General features: G+C 69.2%; 10 protein-coding genes and 5 pseudogenes. 6 read left to right on the top strand and 9 right to left on the bottom strand.

The window, feature by feature from the left end; translation table 11 throughout:
- Window positions 1–144: 144 nt before the first annotated feature.
- Window positions 145–1,572: a MocR-like pyridoxine biosynthesis transcription factor PdxR gene (gene pdxR, locus ACMTAK_RS50765; protein ID WP_413812477.1), complete on the bottom strand. Its 1,428-nt coding sequence runs from the start codon at window positions 1,570–1,572 to the stop codon at window positions 145–147.
- Between the two features lie 66 nt (window positions 1,573–1,638).
- On the opposite strand from pdxR, the gene ACMTAK_RS50760 reads away from it, so the two are divergent.
- A complete protein-coding gene (locus ACMTAK_RS50760) occupies window positions 1,639–2,607 on the top strand; it encodes an aldo/keto reductase (RefSeq protein WP_413812476.1) in 969 nt (322 codons plus the stop codon).
- Window positions 2,608–3,230: 623 nt separating this feature from the next.
- Window positions 3,231–3,548: pseudogene (locus tag ACMTAK_RS50755) on the top strand (transposase); the annotation flags it as partial.
- A gap of 84 nt (window positions 3,549–3,632) precedes the next feature.
- Here ACMTAK_RS50755 and ACMTAK_RS50750 read toward each other — a convergent pair.
- Entirely contained in the window at window positions 3,633–4,547 is a 915-nt protein-coding gene (locus ACMTAK_RS50750) for a LysR family transcriptional regulator (protein WP_413812475.1), read from the bottom strand.
- Between the two features lie 95 nt (window positions 4,548–4,642).
- Between ACMTAK_RS50750 and ACMTAK_RS50745 the strand changes: the two genes are divergently transcribed.
- Complete coding sequence (locus ACMTAK_RS50745; RefSeq protein ID WP_413812474.1) at window positions 4,643–5,800, top strand: nuclear transport factor 2 family protein; 1,158 nt, start codon at window positions 4,643–4,645, stop codon at window positions 5,798–5,800.
- Window positions 5,801–6,039: 239 nt separating this feature from the next.
- On the opposite strand, the gene ACMTAK_RS50740 is transcribed toward ACMTAK_RS50745, so the two are convergent.
- The 7 genes and pseudogenes from ACMTAK_RS50740 to ACMTAK_RS50710 form a co-directional block, all read right to left on the bottom strand.
- Window positions 6,040–6,864, bottom strand: a complete 825-nt coding sequence (locus tag ACMTAK_RS50740; RefSeq protein WP_413812473.1) for a helix-turn-helix domain-containing protein — start codon at window positions 6,862–6,864, stop codon at window positions 6,040–6,042.
- A gap of 1 nt (window position 6,865) precedes the next feature.
- The gene (locus ACMTAK_RS50735; protein ID WP_413812472.1) at window positions 6,866–7,150 is read right to left on the bottom strand and encodes a MerR family transcriptional regulator; all 285 of its coding nucleotides are present in this window, start codon (window positions 7,148–7,150) and stop codon (window positions 6,866–6,868) included.
- A gap of 86 nt (window positions 7,151–7,236) precedes the next feature.
- A pseudogene (locus ACMTAK_RS50730) lies at window positions 7,237–7,756 on the bottom strand (AMP-binding protein); the annotation flags it as partial.
- Between the two features lie 46 nt (window positions 7,757–7,802).
- The gene (locus ACMTAK_RS50725; protein ID WP_413807255.1) at window positions 7,803–9,005 is read right to left on the bottom strand and encodes an IS110 family RNA-guided transposase; all 1,203 of its coding nucleotides are present in this window, start codon (window positions 9,003–9,005) and stop codon (window positions 7,803–7,805) included.
- 367 nt (window positions 9,006–9,372) lie between these two features.
- Window positions 9,373–9,894 (bottom strand): nuclear transport factor 2 family protein, encoded by a 522-nt coding sequence (locus ACMTAK_RS50720; RefSeq protein WP_413812471.1) that lies wholly within the window; start codon window positions 9,892–9,894, stop codon window positions 9,373–9,375.
- 291 nt (window positions 9,895–10,185) lie between these two features.
- A pseudogene (locus ACMTAK_RS50715) lies at window positions 10,186–11,463 on the bottom strand (IS701 family transposase).
- A 75-nt stretch (window positions 11,464–11,538) separates the two neighbouring features.
- Window positions 11,539–11,958, bottom strand: a pseudogene (locus ACMTAK_RS50710) (transposase family protein); the annotation flags it as partial.
- Window positions 11,959–12,866: 908 nt separating this feature from the next.
- Between ACMTAK_RS50710 and ACMTAK_RS50705 the strand changes: the two are divergent.
- The 3 genes and pseudogenes from ACMTAK_RS50705 to ACMTAK_RS50695 all read left to right on the top strand — a co-directional run bounded on the left by ACMTAK_RS50705 (window position 12,867) and on the right by ACMTAK_RS50695 (window position 16,145).
- Window positions 12,867–14,414 carry an MFS transporter gene (locus tag ACMTAK_RS50705; protein WP_413812469.1) on the top strand — a complete coding sequence of 516 codons (1,548 nt, stop codon included), beginning with the start codon at window positions 12,867–12,869 and terminating at the stop codon, window positions 14,412–14,414.
- Between the two features lie 53 nt (window positions 14,415–14,467).
- The gene (locus ACMTAK_RS50700; RefSeq protein ID WP_413812468.1) at window positions 14,468–14,965 is read left to right on the top strand and encodes an FBP domain-containing protein; all 498 of its coding nucleotides are present in this window, start codon (window positions 14,468–14,470) and stop codon (window positions 14,963–14,965) included.
- Window positions 14,966–15,162: 197 nt separating this feature from the next.
- Window positions 15,163–16,145, top strand: a pseudogene (locus tag ACMTAK_RS50695) (IS5 family transposase).
- Window positions 16,146–16,148: the final 3 nt, after the last annotated feature.

The raw sequence follows: 16,148 nt of genomic DNA, 5'->3' as shown, positions 1-16,148 counted from the left end.
TGACAGGCCAGGTTGATCGGGCCGGTCTCGGCGTGCCCTGCCCTGTGGAGGCCAGGACGTGAGTCACGGCGCGGTGATGAGGTACTGAGATGCCACGCGGGCGCGGAACGGGACTGCGTGGCCGCCAGGTCCGAATGCCATCGACTACCGGGGTGATCCGCTGTCGTGCGCTCTCTGATCGGCCACCGATGCGGCGAGCACGACCACCGCGTCGTCGACCGCGCCGTCGGCGAGGTTGCCGTAGCCCAGGACGAGGCAGTCGGCCGGTTCCCGGTGGTCCACTCGGTAGGTCCCCAGGTCGACCAGCCGAAGCCCACGGGCGGCCGCGGCCGTGACGACGTCGGCCGCGTCGACGCCGTCCCCGAGGTGGGCCACCATGTGAAGACCGGCGGCCGACCCGGTGACCTGGCATGTCGGCAGCCGGGTGCGCAGCGCGTCGAGCAGGGCGGCCCGCCGGGTCCGGTAGCGCTGTCGCACCGACCGCAGGTGCCGGTCATAGCCACCGGTCCGGACCAGGCGGGCGAACGCCAGTTGGTCCAGCACCGGCGGGCCGGACCGGACGGTGCCGCTCGCCTGCAGCACCCGGCGCCACTGCGGCGGCGCGACCACCCAACCGATGCCGAGGGCCGGTGACAGCGTCTTGCTGACCGAACCGAGCAGCACCACTCGCTGCGGGCACATCCCCTGGACCGCGCCCAGCGGGCGGTGGTCGTAGCGGAACTCGGCGTCGTAGTCGTCCTCCAGCACCACCCCGTCGATCCGCCGCACCCACTCCACGAGCGCGGCGCGCCGCTCCGCGCTGAGCGTGACGCCGGTCGGAAACTGGTGGGCCGGCGTGGTGAGCACCACCCGGACCGTTGGATCGCGGTCCAACTCGGCCACCCGCAGGCCCTGCTCGTCCACCGGGACCGGCACGACGGTCAGCCCGGCCTCGCGGGCCACGTGGTGCAGCCGCGTCCAACCAGGATCCTCGACGGCCACGCGGGTGATCCCCTCCACCCGCAAGGCCCGGAACAGGCGGGCGGCGCCGTCGGTGACGCCCGTGGAGACCACGATGTCGTCGGTGTCCACCACGACGCCCCGGGAGCGGTGCAGGTGGTCGGTCAGGACCCGGCGAAGCTCGGGGTGTCCGCCCGGCGGAGGGAAACCCAGGTCGGAGAACGGCGCCCGGCGTGCCTGGTCGCGGACCGCCTCGCCCCACCGGGCGCGCGGGAAGGCCCGCAGGTCCGGCAGCCCCGGGGTCAGATCGAACCGGGTCTGTGGTTCCGGCGGTCGGTCGGCGTCCGACGGCGCGGGCACTGTGTCGGGAGTCCAGCGCACCCTGGTGGCCGACCCGACCCGCGCGTCCAGGTACCCCTCAGCGACCAGCTGCGTGTACGCCTGCGTGACGACCCAGCGGGAACAGCCCAGGTCGGCGGCCAGGGTGCGGCTCGGAGGCAGCGCACTGCCCGCGGGCAGCCGCCCGGAGCGGACCGCCACCCGCAGCGCGCGGGTCAGCCGCTCGTGCTTCGCGCCCGCCCCTGGGAGGTCGAGCAGCACGCCCCACGCGAGATTGGTTCGGGATTCTTCCATGTGAATGGATCGTAATGCCGAGCCAATCGCCGTTAGCGTCATCCGCGATCATCACAGGAGGTTCACGTGGAACAGCGGATCTTGTCCGACGGCGGGTCGGGGCTCAGCGTGAGTGCGCTGTGCCTGGGCACCATGCACTTCGGCACGACGGTCGACGAACGGCGGGCGTTCGCCATCCTCGACCGGTTCACCGACCTCGGCGGCACGTTCATCGACACCGCCAACACCTACGCGTTCTGGGTGCCTGGCGGCACCGGTGCGGAGAGCGAGGAGCTGTTGGGCCGGTGGCTGGCGTCCCGGCGGGCCAGGGACCGGGTCGTGCTGGCCACCAAGGTGGGAGCGCTGCCCGACCCGCTGGGCGCTCCCTGGCCGCAGCACGCGGAAGGGCTGTCCCACAAGGTGGTCCGGGCCCAAGCCGAGGCCAGCATGCGCCGCCTGGGCACCGACCATCTCGACGTCTACTTCGCCCACATTGAGGACCGTCGCACACCGTTGGAAGACACCGTGGCCACCTTCGCGTCGTTGGTGACCGACGGCCTGGTTCGGGTTACCGGGTGCAGCAACCACGCCGCCTGGCGCATCGCCAAGGCCCGTGAGATCGCCAGGACCGCGGGGCTGCCCGGCTTCACGTGTGTCCAGCAGCGCCACACCTACCTGCGGCCGCGGCCGGGCGCCGAGTTCGGTGTGAACCCGCACATCAGCGACGAACTGCTCGACTACGCGCGCGAAGAGCCCAACCTGACAGTGCTCAGCTACTCGGTGCTGCTGTCCGGCGCGTACACTCGCCCCGACCGACCCCTGCCCGAGCAGTACGACCACGAGGGCAGCAGGCGTCGGCTGGCGGTGCTGGCTGACGTGGCGAACGAGCTGGGCATAACGCGGAACCAAGTGGTCCTCGCCTGGCTGATGCGCGGCGACCCGCCGGTGCTGCCGGTGCTGGGCGTCAGTTCGGTGAATCAGCTGGACGAGTGCCTCGGCGCCCTGGACCTGGAGCTGGACGACGAGCTGCGGCACCGCCTCGACAACGCCTCATGACCTCGCGGGACCCCGCCGTCCGGCATTGACGAGGCAAAGCTCGGACGGCACCCAGTCCCCTTGAAAAGGCATCGAGGACCACAAGTTCGGCGACAGAGCCTGAAAGCCCACGGGCCTGAGCATTGATACGGGGATCAACACCGCAGCGACACAACTGCTGGGGCTGGGGGGTGAGTGTGACGCAGGTGAGGGATGACGGGGAGGGCGGTTCGGTGGTGTATGTGGTCACCGCCGAGGACGGTGCCCGCGCCGGTCCCTCCTGTGGGGTGTTTCGCCACCCGGCTGAAGGGCTACGCACCACCCGGCCGGGACACCTGCCCTGCGGCGGGCGTCCCGTGAGAAATCCGGTGGCGCAAGGCACGCTGGTACTGCACCGAACCTGCCTGTGAGCGAGGCTCGTTCACCGAGGCGATCCACGCGGTGCCCGCACGGATGCGCACCACGACCGTTCTGCGCGAGGCGGCGGGGGCCGCGGTGTGTGACGGCGGGCGCACCGTGGTGCGGGCCGGCCGCGATCTGGGCCTGTCCTGGGCGATCGTGGAGCGCTGCCTGGAGGAGTACGCCGCGAAGGCCCTGCCCGAGACCTGGGCGATCGGGATCGATGAGACCCGGCCGGCAAACCGGTGTGGAAGCAGAACCCTGACACCGGGAAGTGGGAGCTGGCCGCGGACGCCTGGCACATCGGATTCGTCGACGCGGTGGGCGGAAGCGGCCTGTTCGGGCAGGTCGAAGGCCGCGACGCGAGGTCGGTCACCGACTGGCTGACCTCCCAGCCCGCCACCTGGCGCGAGAAGGTGCGCTACGTCGCCATCGACCTGTGCTCCACCTTCCGCGCCGCCATCCACCGCGCACTGCCGCACGCAGCTGTCATCGTGGACTGCTTCCACATCGTCCAGCTCACCCAGCACCACCTCGCCGACCTGCGCCGCCGCCTCACCTGGAAGCAGCACGGCCGCCGGGCCGGTTTCTCTCCCCGGCTCGTCCGGTGCCCTCGGACATCAGCCCGGCGTAGGACGCAAAGCTACTCAGAACGGGGCTTGGAAACGGGTAGGACTGACCGAGGCGAAGGCTGTGGCGAGCTGGTCGAGCAGGGGCGCCGCGGAGGGGTGGGGGTCACGGCGTGGTGTGATTGCGTAGATGCCGCGGGTCGGAGGATCGACGAGGGGCATGGTGGTGACGCCGGTCCGCAGGGCGCCCGTCAGCACGCCGGGTATCAGCGCGATGGCGTGACCGGTTGCGACCAGGGCCAGCTTGCCGACCAGATCGGCTGCGGTGAGGTCGATGCGGGCGCTCACCCCGGCGCGGGCGGCGTGCTGGCGCAGAAGCGCCGCCGAGCCCTCGTTGTCCTCGACCCAGGTCTGGTCGGCCAGCGTCTGCATGTGCACCGGGCCGGGCCCGGCCTGCGGATGGCCGACGGGCAGTGCGACGACCATGTCGTCCAGACCGAGGTACCGGCGTTCGACCCGGGAGCCATGGGGCAGCCCTGGCGGTGCATCGGTGACAACAGCGATGTCGAGATCGCCGGCGATCACGCGGTTGTGCAGTTGCGCGCTCAGGCCCGGCAGCAGGTTCCACCGGATGGATCCGGTTCGCTCGAGCAGCCCCCGGATGGCCTCGGGAACGATCCCTGCGGCCAGAGACGGTGTCGCGCCAACAGTCAGCGGCCGATTGAACGTCCCGTCACGAACGTCTCGTACGGCACGAACAGCGCGGTCCGCCTCGTTGAGCGTGGCCACCGCGTGGTGCCGGAACACCTCGCCGGCAGGCGTCGGACGCACACCCCGCGCATGGCGTTCCACCAGAGGCACGCCAAGTTGCCGCTCCAGCCCCGCGATCTGCCGCGAGACGGCCGACTGCGTGTGATTGAGCTCGGCGGCCGCCGCCGACAGCGACCCGAGTCGGCACACGGTCACGAAGGTGCGCCACACCGTCAGTTCCATGGCGCCAGTATGCACAGCCGGCATGCGTCTCCCGCATGCCTGGCCTGCACAATATGCGCTTGTCGCAGCCTTCTCGGTGCGCCAATGTGGCGGGCATGACCACACCGCACACGATCGCCGTCCTCGGCTTGGGGCGCATGGGTGGCGCGATCGCGACCCGACTCACTGCCCAGGGCTGGGACGTCGTGGGCTGGACACGCTCAGGGCGTACATCAGGCGCCGTCAAGACGACCGGCGATCCGAACGAGGCAGTGGCAAAGGCTGATCTCGTGCTCCTGGCCTTGTTCGACGGCCCGGCCTGCCAGCAGCTCCTCGACGACGTCCGTGACTCGCTGCGACCGGACACGATGGTGCTGAACACCAGCACCATCGCCCCTGCCGAAGCGTCGAATCTGGCCCGGCAACTCGGCCCGTCCTACGTCCACGCGCCCGTGCTCGGCACGGTGCCGGCTGCCGCCGCGGGCGCCCTGCGGATTCTCGCCGCCGCCGACCAAGACGCGCTCGATCGAGCCCAACCGGTTCTGGAAACGCTCGGCACCGTGCGGCGCGTCGACGACGCCTCCACCGCCGCCGTGCTCAAGCTGATCGCCAACAACAGCCTCGCCGGCGCCGTCCTCGCACTGCGCGACTCACTGCGGCAAGCCGACGCCCTCGGCTTGCAGCGCACCCAGGCGCTGGACGTCCTCGAACTCGGCCAGCTCGGCGGGCTCGTGGCCCGCAAACGCCCCTTCCTCGACGGTGAGTCGCCCGCCGGCACCGCCGACTTCACGATCGGTGCGCTGGCCAAGGACATGACTCTGCTGGCCGACACGTCGAACACGCCTCTGCGCAGCGCCGTGGGTCTGGCTGACACCCCTGCCGCTCCCGAGGCCGACATCGCCATTGCCGCCACGGTCCCCGCCGTATCGGACGCCGTTCTCGAACCGCTCCGCGCCTACATTCGCGGACATGCCACCGGCGAGCCCACCCACTTCCGCGACGCGTTCCTGCCCACCGCCCACATCGAGGGAATCCGGGGCGGCGCCTTCGTCTCGTGGCCTCTGGACGAATACTGTGCTCTCTTCCACGGCCACTCGGCCCCGGACGAACCGACCCGCTCTCGCCGGATCGACACCGTCGACGTCCACGGCACCATCGCTACCGCGACCATGACGCTCCAGCACGGCGCGGACACCTTCACCGACATCTTCCTGCTGGTCCGCGTCGACGACAGTTGGCGCATCGCCAACAAGGCTTATCACCGGCACTCATGAGAGAGCGAGAAGCGATTTCTTGCCCGTTTCAGCCTCGCGTCGGGATCAGGTGTTCCGTATCCCGCCATGGCCGAGAGACTGGGCCTCCGCCCCTATCAACAGACGACGCTGCCGCTCGTCGAGGTGCGGCAGAATCGCCCGGAACTTGGCAGCCAGCACGGCCCGTTGCCCTTCCAACCCGCTCATGCAAGACCAACGAACCACCGAGCGAAAAGCCACGAGTTAAAGATCTGCACGCCCTAAGCGTCTACGGCGGACAGGAGCTGGAGCTTCTTGTGGCTCGGTGAGCCGGGCGTGGCGGAGAAGACCAGCAGTTCCTGGGCCTGGTCGGGGTCCACCAGTCGCTGGCAGTACAACTCCATCTCGCCCAGCTCAGGATGCCGGTAGCGCTTGAGGTCCAGATGGTGGGTGACGTCGACCTCGTGCAACCGCCAGACCTCGGCGAATTCCGGGCTGATCTCAAGCAGCGCTGCCACGATCTCGCCGGCCCTGCCCGTAGGGTCCGCCGTGTACGCCGCCCGGAGGTCCACGGTGAAGACCCTGCCCCGCAGGGCGTGGTCCTCGACGGGATAGAGATCGCGTTGCGCCGGGTCGGTGAACCAGCGGTAGACCAGGTAGCGGGACAGTCCGCTGAACCTGGTGTAATCACCCAGCAGGGCAACCGCCGGACGGGTCTGCAGCAGCGTCTCACCGAACCGGGACATCACCAACGCGGGCGTGTCCGAAAGCCGCTCCACGATGCGCATCATGGTGGGGCTGACGTGATCCTCGCGCAGGACCCGCCGCGGTACAGGGTGCCCGGCGAGATCGAAGAGGTAGTCCCGCTCACTCAGGCTGAGATGCAGCCCCCGGGCGAGCGCGGCGAGCACCTGCTCGGACGGCATCGCCCCACGCTGCTGCTCGATCCGGCTGTAGTAATCAACCGACATACCAGCCAGCGCGGCCACCTCCTCACGCCTCAGCCCACCGGTACGACGCCGGGAGCCGCGGGGAAGCCCGACGTCCTCCGGTTGCAACACCTCCCGACGTGCCCGGAGAAAGTCGGCCAGCAGTGCCCGATCCATCTCAGCCTCCGCATGCCGAAGAACGTCCGGTCGGCGAGGTCGACCCTATCGGAGCGCAGTCACCTTGAGGCTGCGCCTGCCAAGCACACGGAAGGATGCCGCGGATGACCTGCGAGGGCAGGCCCGCGCTGAGGAGGTCCTGGATGAAAGCGACCTGCTGCACGGCCTCCGGGTACTCCCGGTAGGCGTTGGCACGCCGACGACTCTGGCGCAGGCCTTGTTCCTCGTAGTACCGCAGCGAACGGGCGCTTACTCCAGTGGCCCTGCTGGGTTCTCCGATCCGCACGACGAGCCTCCAAGGCTGACACTCAGGTTAACGCCATAGTTTAGCTTTTGAGTCATGACAACCGCAGCACATGAAGGGGCTCACGGCCACATCGAGCGGACCCGATGCTCGGCCACGCCCCGCCAGAACTGCCCCGCGTCGGGTGTTCCCACTGGCCTGCCTTCATACAAGACGGTGGTGGCGCCGGCGAGCAGCGGGCCGTAGACGATGTACGAGTGTCCCGCCACCCAGCCGACATCCGACGCGGTGAACCTTCGGCGCGGCGTCCTTGATGCGGATGGCGAGTTCGTGGGCGGCGAACCCGCCGAACACCACCGAGTGCACCGCACCGATGCGCGTGCAGGCGAGCATGGCGATCACGACCTCGGGCACCATCGGCAGGTAGATCACCACCCGGTCGCCCAGGCCGACCCCGAGGTCTCGCAGGGCGCCGGCGAACTGCGCGGCCGTGTCCCGAAGCTGTGTGTAGGTGTAGGTGCGCTGAACTCCTGTGACCGGTGAGTCGTAGACGAGTGCCGTCTGCGCGCCACGGCCGGCCGTGACATGCTGGTCCAGCGCGTTGTGGGCGACGTTCAGCTCACCGTCCGGGAACCACTGGTGGAACGGTGGGTTCGTGTCGTCGAATGCCCCGGGGGTGCCTCTATGTCTTTCGTCAAGCGAGGCGGGGGGTTCTGGGTTCGTAGAAGGTGCCGTCGCGGAGCATGGCGAACAGCACGCTGATGCGGTGGCGGGCCAGGCGGAGGAGGGCTTGTGTGTGGGTCTTTCCTCGGGCCCGGCACCGGTCGTAGTAGGAACGGGAGGCGGGATCGTGCAGGGCGGCGAACGCGGACAGGAACATGGCCCGTTTGAGCTGTCGGTTGCCGCCTCTGGGCGCGTGTTCGCCGTGGATCGAGGTGCCCGACGACTTCGTTGTCGGGGCGAGGCCGGCGTAGGAGGCCAGGTGGGCGGCGGTGGGGAAGCTGGTGCCGTCGCCGACGGTGACCAGCAAGGTGGCGGCGGTCCTGACCGCGACCCCCGGCATCGAGGTCAGGACCTGGGAAAGAGGGTGCTCCTCCAGGAGGGCCGCAATCTGCGCTTCCAGAGCTTGCCGCTGTTCGTGAACGGCGGCGAGCGAGCGGGCCAGCGAGGGGATCACGACGTCGAGGGTGCCCGTGCCGGGGACGGTGACGGTCTGCTCGTCGAGTGCGTCGAAGACTTCGTCGATCAGGCGCTGGGCCATGCGTGGGGCCTTGGGCCGGATCACCTCGATCAGTCTGCGTCGACCGGCCTTTCGCAGGGCGGACGGGGATCCGTAGCGTTCCAGCAGCCAGGTCACAGCATGGTGGTCCAGGCGGGGTCCGAGGACGCGCTCCAGGCTGGGGTGGAACTGGGTGAGCAGGCCGCGTATCCGGTTGGAGGTGCGGGTGGCCTCGGCTGCCAGGTCCTGGTCGAAGCCGACCAGCACGGTCAGTTCGGCGGTGATCTCGTCGGTCACCTGAAGCGAGCGCAGGGTGTGCGGCATGGTGCGGGCTGCGTCCGCGATCACCGCGGCGTCCTTGGCGTCGGTCTTTGCCTCTCCCGGGTAGAGGTCGGCGATTCGCCGCATGGACAGGCCCGGCAGGTAGGCGACCTGGCAGCCGGTGTCCCGGGCGACCGTCAGGGGCAGGGCTCCGATCGAGGCGGGCTGGTCCACGATCACCAGCACGGTGCCGAACTTCGCGGCCAGCTTGTCGAAGACGGCCCGCAGCTTGGGCTCGCTGTTGGGCAGCTGCTTGTCGAAGACCTTCTTGCCGGCCGGGGTGAGGCCGTGCCCGTGGTGGGCGCTCTTGCCGACGTCCAGGCCGAGGAAGACGCCCACGTCGTCGATGTCGTCCAACCCATCCTCCCAAAGCGGGGTTCGTGCGGTGCTGGCCAGGGCTTCGGGGCCGTACGCGCGCATCCACGTTATGCAGACCTGCCGCCCGCAAGCGGCCTGGCGTTGCGCCAGGCCGGGCGGTAGTCGGACCTCTCATCAGCGTCTCCAACGGCACCCCTCGGGTCCGGTGACACCACCCCCCAGGTCATCCCTTCGACAGGGGGGAACAGTCATGCCGGGCCCGGAGGCCAGCGGTCCCCTTGCAGGACCGCGAAGAAGATAACGGGGGGACGCCGCGACCAGTCGAGCGCTTCCGTGGCGCGTCGAGCAGAACCCTTCCGGGTCGTCCTGGCTTACCCGGTAGATGTCCTCATACACAGTGGGCCCTTCAGCGGTCGGTGTAGTAGGTGGCGGCCTGGCGCAACATGTCCAGTGCCGGCCCGCTGCCGTCCATGGGCAGGACCTTCCGGGATGCGATCGCCCATCGTCCGTCTTCACGGACGAGCGACCAGCGGTTGGCGACGATGCGGTGGATGCGGAATCCTGTTGACCTTCCGTGGTTGGCCAGTTCCCGTTCTTCGCCCTCTTCGTCCGGCGTGATGAGGGCGATGTAGGAGGTGGCCGTGGCGGTGTCGCCGTTGAGTTCGATGAGCGGCAGGTTGCCGAAATGCGCCAGCCCGCCGGCGATGGCGGTGTGGTGCGCGTCGCTTCCGACGAAGGTGACCATGTTGTCGCGGCCGCGTGCGCCTGCCAGCCCGGCGCCACGGTCGAACACGAAGTCGGGCGTGTAGATGGATTCGATGAATCCGGGCTCGCCGGTGTCCGCGCTGAGTGGGTGCGCGGCGAGCAGATTGTAGATCGCCAACCGGTCTTCGACGACGCGCAGCCGGTCTTCCAGGTCGTCTTGCATGTGATGTGTTCCTTCGTGCGGGATCTTGCGGGGCGGCAGGACAGGTGGCGGTGGTGCCGTAGTCGTGGGCGATGGCCTGAGGGACAGGTTCCGCGTGGTGGCCATCGGTCAGGTTATCCGGAAGCCGGCGTACAAAGGCGGTACTCCGGCACCGCCGGACGCACCGAGAACAGCCAGATCGGGGTGTTCCTCGCTTAGCAGGACTCCGTTAGGTTCGTCTTGATCTTGGTGTTGTGTGTGTCCTGCTGGGCAGGGGTTGGTGGCAGGTGGTGCAGATGCCGGTCCAGCACCTCAGGATGTCCTGGAGGGTGTCGAGGGTCTGGTAGAGGGTGAGTCCTGTTCGGGTGCTTTTGGGGCCAGGCGCTGTTCGGTGAGGAAGGCGTGGGCGGCGGTCACGAGGGTGACGTGGTGGTGCCAGCCCGGCCAGGAACGGCCTTCGAAGTGGTCCAGACCCAGGCCGTGCTTGAGTTCGCGGTCATCGTGCTCGATGCGCCGGCGGACCTTGGCCAGACGGACCAGGTCGATGATCGGGGTGTCGGCCGGCAGGTTGGACAGCCAGTAGTCGGTCGGCGCCTCGGCGCCGGCGGGCCACTCGATCAGCAGCCGGCAGTCGGGCAGGATCTTGTCCCACCAGCCCTGTTCGGCCGAGGCGGCTGCCCGGATGGGGCGCTCGACGGCCTTGCCCGCGGGGCGGACGCGCACGGCGGCGAAGCGGGAGCGTAACTCCCCGCACGAGCCCTGCCGCCAGGTGAGAGCGGTGAATGTCTCCTGCCCGAGGCCGGTGGCCAGAGCGGCCACCGAGGGTGCGGGATCCCGGTAGCGGGGCTGGGCCGGCAGCCGATGGCTCCGTTGAGGTCCGGGGCCACGGGCTCGGCATCGAAGGGGTGAGCGGTCACATTCGCTTTGATGGCGAGTACGTAGGAGAGCCCCCGGTCGGCCAGGGCGGCCCGCAGGTGTGCGTTGGTGCCGTAGGCGGCATCAGCGATCACGGCCGGCGGCGTCATGCCCCAGCCGGCGAGCGTGTCGAGCATGTCCACTGCCAGGCGCCACTTCTCGCGGTGTACGACGTCGGACGGGATGCGGGTTGTGGCCCGGCGAGCGGTGTCCGAGGCCCACTCCTCGGGCAGGAACAGGCGCCACTGCAACGGGCGGGAAGCGGTGGTACTCGCGGCGTGGACGCTGACCGCCACCTGGCAGTTCGCCCGTTTCCCCAGTGCCCCGCAGTATTGCGGAGCCACGGCGACCGACATGTCCGTCCTTGGGTACCGACACGTCGTCGATCACCCAGGCCGTCGGGGCGATCAGCGGCAGCATCCGCTCGCAGATCCGACGCTGCACCGGCGCCGGGTCCCAGGTGGACTGGTTCACGAACTGCTGCAGGTTCTGCTCGTTGCCGTCCGGCAGCCGTGAGGCCATGGCCTGGATCGACTTGCGGCGGCCGTCCAGCATCAGTCCCCGCAGATAGCAGTCACCTTTGGTCCGCTGGTCCTTGCGCGGCACTGAGGCGAACACATCAGCCACATATAACGCCAACGCCGCCCGTACACGGTTCACTTCGCGTGTATCCACACATCCAACATGCCCAGGAACAGCCCGAACCGGAAGACCTAACGGAGTCCTACTAGACGAATAAGTCCGATGTATTCAGTGATCGAATGCGACCAGCGACCGCGTGCTCGGGGCGCCGGTCTTGCGGTTGCGCCAGATAGCGGCGGCCATGGCGAGGATGCGCTGGGCGACACGGACGGCGACGCCCTCGAAGGTCCGTCCGCCGTGCTGCTCCAGGTCCAACTGCCCCTTGAGGGTCTCGTTCACGGACTCGATCAGCTGCCGCACCGACTTGAGCAGGCCCTCGCCCTTGCGCTTCTTCTCCCGCTTGAACGAGGGCCGCAGCAGTTCGGCCCCACGCATGACCAGGTCATTGTCGAACTCCTTGGAGGCGAAGCCCTTGTCCGCGATGATCAGCAGTCCGGGCCGGTCGGCGACCAGGTCTTCATCGACGTCGAGCATGGCCTGGAGCACTTCGCGTTCGTCGAGTTTCGGGTTCGCCAGCGCCCACAGGATCGCTCCCGAGCCCACGGAAGCTGACGTCGAGGTCGTCGACGTCCTGTCTGACGACGTCGCCCCAGAGGAACGCCGCGCTCTGGTCGAGCGAGAGCAGCAGGACTACTCGGCACCTGGGTCGTGCTGGACATCAAGCCCCGCGGCGGCCAGACCGCATACGTGTCGGGGCTGCACCAGCAGCTGTCAGACATCGTCAACGGCTTCCCGCCCCGTACTCCCGGCTCGGGGTGAGCACCACCTCTTCCCCCAGGGACTTCCACCCCAAGCAATCACCCATGCTGGGCGCGCACACGGAAGGGGTTTGACGACGGCCGTCGTCAAACCCCTTCCGTGTGCGCGCGGGCGGTCGGCAATTCCGGTCGCGCGGTGGCGTCGATGGGATATCCTGTCCGGGATTTCGCGCGGCAGGTTCTCTGCCGCCCCGCTCGGCGCGCTCGGCGTCGACACGCACCGCGTGCCCTGCCCGGAAGGAGGCGAGAGACATGGACCGTGCCGAATGCGTTGCGGCCATAGTTGCCTCCGGCCGTGTGCCCTCTCTCCTCTGCGGCGCGCGGTAACTCTTCCCCCTTCTTGTTTCTTGTCTTCGGCATCTTCCTGAGATGCCGCGTCACGAGATGTCCTGGCCTGCGCGGTTCGTCGCCGCGCGGGCCGCGGGGGCGCGTGCCCGAAGACGGGCCCTTCTTTTGCTGGTCACCGTGATCTCGGCACTCTCCGCCTCACGACCAGCAAGAGCGCCGGCGTGAGTGACACGCAGCTGGTGAGGCAGGCCCCGGGTGCTGTCCGCGGTTCCCGCTGCCCCACCGCCATGCCGTGTCCCCGTGCTGCGTACACCGGCCCGTCGTCACCACTGCGACCGTCCCTGGCCGGCTGTCCCGACAGCACTTCGACACGAAACGTGCGTGATCGCCATGAGCAAGAAACGTCCCGGAGGGGAATCCCTCCCGTCCGCCCCTTCCACGGCCACCGACCGTTCCCCGGACCGCGAGGTTCCCGCCGCGACTCCGGTACCGGCACCGGATCCGAAGCGCTGGTGGGCGCTGGCCGTCATCGCCCTCGCCCAGCTGATGGTGATCCTTGACGGCACCATCGTGAACATCGCGCTGCCCTCCGCCCAGCGCGCTCTCGGCATGTCGGACGCCGACCGGCAGTGGGTGATCACCGCCTACACGCTGGCCTTCGGCGGGCTGCTGCTGCTCGGCGGCCGGATCGCCGATCTGGTGGGCCGCAAGCGCGCCTTCGTCATCGGCCTGGCCGGGTTCGCCGCGGCCTCCGCGCTGGGCGGCGCGGCGGCCGGTCCCGGGATGCTGTTCGCGGCGCGGGCCCTGCAAGGTGCGTTCGCGGCGGTCCTGGCGCCCTCGGCCCTGTCGCTGCTGACGACGACGTTCACCGACCCCAAGGAGCGGGCCAGGGCGTTCGGGGTCTACGGTGCGCTGGCCGGCGGCGGCAGCGCGATCGGGCTGATCGTGGGCGGTCTGCTGACCGAGTACCTGAACTGGCGCTGGTCCCTATACGTCAACGTGCCCATCGCGCTGGCCGCCCTGCTCGGCGCACCGGCCTTCCTGCGCGACCGCTCCGGCCGCCGGGGCGGGCACCTGGACGTGCCGGGCGCGCTGCTGGGCTGCGGCGGGCTCGTCGCCCTCGTGTACGGCTTCAGCGAGGCCGAACCTCGCGGCTGGACCAGCCCGTCGGTGCTCACGCTGCTCGTGGTCGGCGTGATCTTGCTCGCCGCCTTCGTGTGGTGGCAGAGCCGCGCGGCGAGCCCGCTGCTGCCGCTGCGCATCGTCAAGGACCGTGTCCGGGCCGGATCGCTCGCGACGATGGGCTTGGCCACCATCGGCATGTTCGGCGTCTTCCTGTTCCTGACGTACTACCTGCAGGTCGTCCTCGGCTACCCGCCGGTGCGGACGGGCCTGGCCTTCGTGCCGATTTCGGCCGGTATCGTCATCGGCGCGACCCAGATCGCGGCCCGCCTGCTGCCACGCACGGCGCCGCGCACCTTGATGTCGTCCGGCATGGTGCTGGCCGCCGCCGGCATGGTGCTGCTCAGCAGCCTGACCGTGCATGCGCAGTACGTCCCGCACGTGCTGCCCGCCCTGCTGCTGCTCGGTCTGGGCATGGGCCTGACCTTCATGCCGGTCTACGCGACGGCCACCGCCGGCGTGCCCGCGCAGGACGCCGGTGTGGCCTCGGCTGTCCTCAACACCGTTCAGCAGATGGGCGCTTCGCTGGGCACCGTACTGCTCAACACCATCGCCACCGGCGCCACCAGCCGTTACGTCCACTCGCACGTGCACGATCCGGCCCACGGCGGCGCGACCCTCAACGAAGGCATGGTGCACGGCTTCTCCGTCGCCTACTGGTGCTCGGCGGGCGTCCTGCTGCTCGCCGCCCTGGTAGCGGGCCTCACCGTACGGCACAAGACGCCGAAGCACGCCGGAAACGACGCACCGGCCTAGCTTGCCGGGGTCGTGTCCCGCCACCGTCCACCTCACCCCTCGAAGGATCCTCCATGAAACCCCTGACCGAGCACGACATCCGTACCTCGTTCGTCAACTGCTCGAAGGGCGAGGCCAAACGCCTCCCCCTGCCCAAGAACCTGGCGGACCTCGACCACTGGGACGACCTGGACTTCCTGGGCTGGTTCGATCTGTCCGCGCCCGATCGCAGGTATCTCGTCGTCGAACGCGCCGATGAACTCGTCGGCCTGTCCCTGCGCTCCGCTTCCGGCAACCGCGGCTTCCTGCGCCGCAGCCTGTGCTCGCTGTGCCTGACCACGCATCCCGGCAGCGGCGTCTCCCTCATGACCGCCCCCAAGGCGGGCCCGGCCGGCCGCGAAGGCAACTCGGTTGGCCTCTACATCTGCGCCGACCTGGACTGCTCGTTGTACGCACGGGGCAGGAAGAAGGCGGCACCGGGCGGGCGCATGGAGGAGTACCTCACTGTCGAGCAGCAGATCGAGCGCCTGCGCGGCAACCTCGACGCGTTCGTGGAGCGGGTCTTCCACTGAGACCGACAGGGGCTCGACGGCCATCGTCGCCGAGCCCCTGTCCACTCCTTGAACCGCCGTCTCCTCACGGCTCCTCCGGTCTTACGCGCCGGACCTCAGAGGGCGTTTGAAGTAGGCAGATTGCCCTAGATGCCCTAGGGACTGTCTCCGGTTGTGATCAAGCCCCGGGGTGGGGGCCGGTCCGATAAGACTGTGCTGTGACGCGTGCGCAACTCACCGACCTTGAGTGGGAGTTCATCGAGCCGTTCCTGCCGGTCGGCAGGTTCGGCCCGTACCCCGAGCGGCTGCGTGAGCAGTTCGAGGGGGTGATCTGGCGGTTCCGCACCGGCAGCCAGTGGAGAGAGATGCCCGAGCGGTTCGGCGCCTGGCAGACCGTCTACAACCGCTTCATGCGATGGCGGGACGCGGGCGTCTTCCAGACCCTGCTGGACGAAGCGATCGCCGAGGCCGCCCGCAGGGACGAGATCGACATGTCCCTGGTCAGCGTGGACTCCACCACCGCGCGGGCCCATCACGACGCCGCCGGCATGCGGGTCAGCGAACAGACTCTGGCCGCACTCGAGGAGGCAGCCTCGCAAAAGGGGGAGCATCGCAGGGACAAGGCGGGCAGGACGGCGAAAGCGATCCGGTCCGGGCCGAACGCCGGCGCATCCGCTTGCGACGGCGGGCCCGGCTGAAGGCCGCCCTGCTCGGACGGTCGCGCGGCGGGCTGACCAGCAAGATCCACCTGGCTGCCGACCGGCGGTGCCGGCCGATGGCGCTCCTTCTGACCGCCGGACAGGCCGCCGACAGCCCGCAGTTCATCCCGGTTCTGAGCAAGGTACGGGTCCGTCTGCCGGTCGGCCGTCCCCGCACCCGGCCGGCTGCCGTGGCCGGTGATAAGGCCTACTCCTCCCGCGCCAACCGAGCCCATCTGCGCAAACGCCGCATCAAGGCAGTCATCCCGGAGAAGAGGGACCAGGCCGCCAACCGCAGGAAGAAAGGCAGCCGGGGCGGCAGGCCCGTCACCCACAATGCCGATCTCTACCGCGACCGCAACACGGTCGAGCGGGCCATCAACAGGATGAAGGACTGGCGAGGCATCGCGACCCGCTACGACAAGACGCCCGAGAGCTACCTCGCCGGACTCCATCTCCGCGCAGCGACCATCTGGATCAGCAGCATCCTGAAAGCCCAATGATCA

It is taken from the genome of Streptomyces lacaronensis (assembly GCF_047337785.1).
In the GTDB taxonomy this organism is placed as follows: Bacteria; Actinomycetota; Actinomycetes; order Streptomycetales; family Streptomycetaceae; genus Streptomyces; species Streptomyces lycopersici.
The sequence above is the reverse complement of the archived record's forward strand: the minus strand, read 5'-3'. Positions and strand labels throughout refer to the sequence as shown.

Excerpts from the sequence above, each read along its gene's own strand:
- pdxR (WP_413812477.1), bottom strand. The coding sequence starts at position 1,572 with ATGGAAGAATCCCGAACCAATCTCGCGTGGGGCGTGCTGCTCGACCTC.
- ACMTAK_RS50740 (WP_413812473.1), bottom strand. The coding sequence starts at position 6,864 with ATGGATCGGGCACTGCTGGCCGACTTTCTCCGGGCACGTCGGGAGGTG.
- ACMTAK_RS50745 (WP_413812474.1), top strand. The coding sequence starts at position 4,643 with ATGACCACACCGCACACGATCGCCGTCCTCGGCTTGGGGCGCATGGGT.
- ACMTAK_RS50700 (WP_413812468.1), top strand. The coding sequence starts at position 14,468 with ATGAAACCCCTGACCGAGCACGACATCCGTACCTCGTTCGTCAACTGC.
- ACMTAK_RS50750 (WP_413812475.1), bottom strand. The coding sequence starts at position 4,547 with ATGGAACTGACGGTGTGGCGCACCTTCGTGACCGTGTGCCGACTCGGG.
- ACMTAK_RS50705 (WP_413812469.1), top strand. The coding sequence starts at position 12,867 with ATGAGCAAGAAACGTCCCGGAGGGGAATCCCTCCCGTCCGCCCCTTCC.
- ACMTAK_RS50720 (WP_413812471.1), bottom strand. The coding sequence starts at position 9,894 with ATGCAAGACGACCTGGAAGACCGGCTGCGCGTCGTCGAAGACCGGTTG.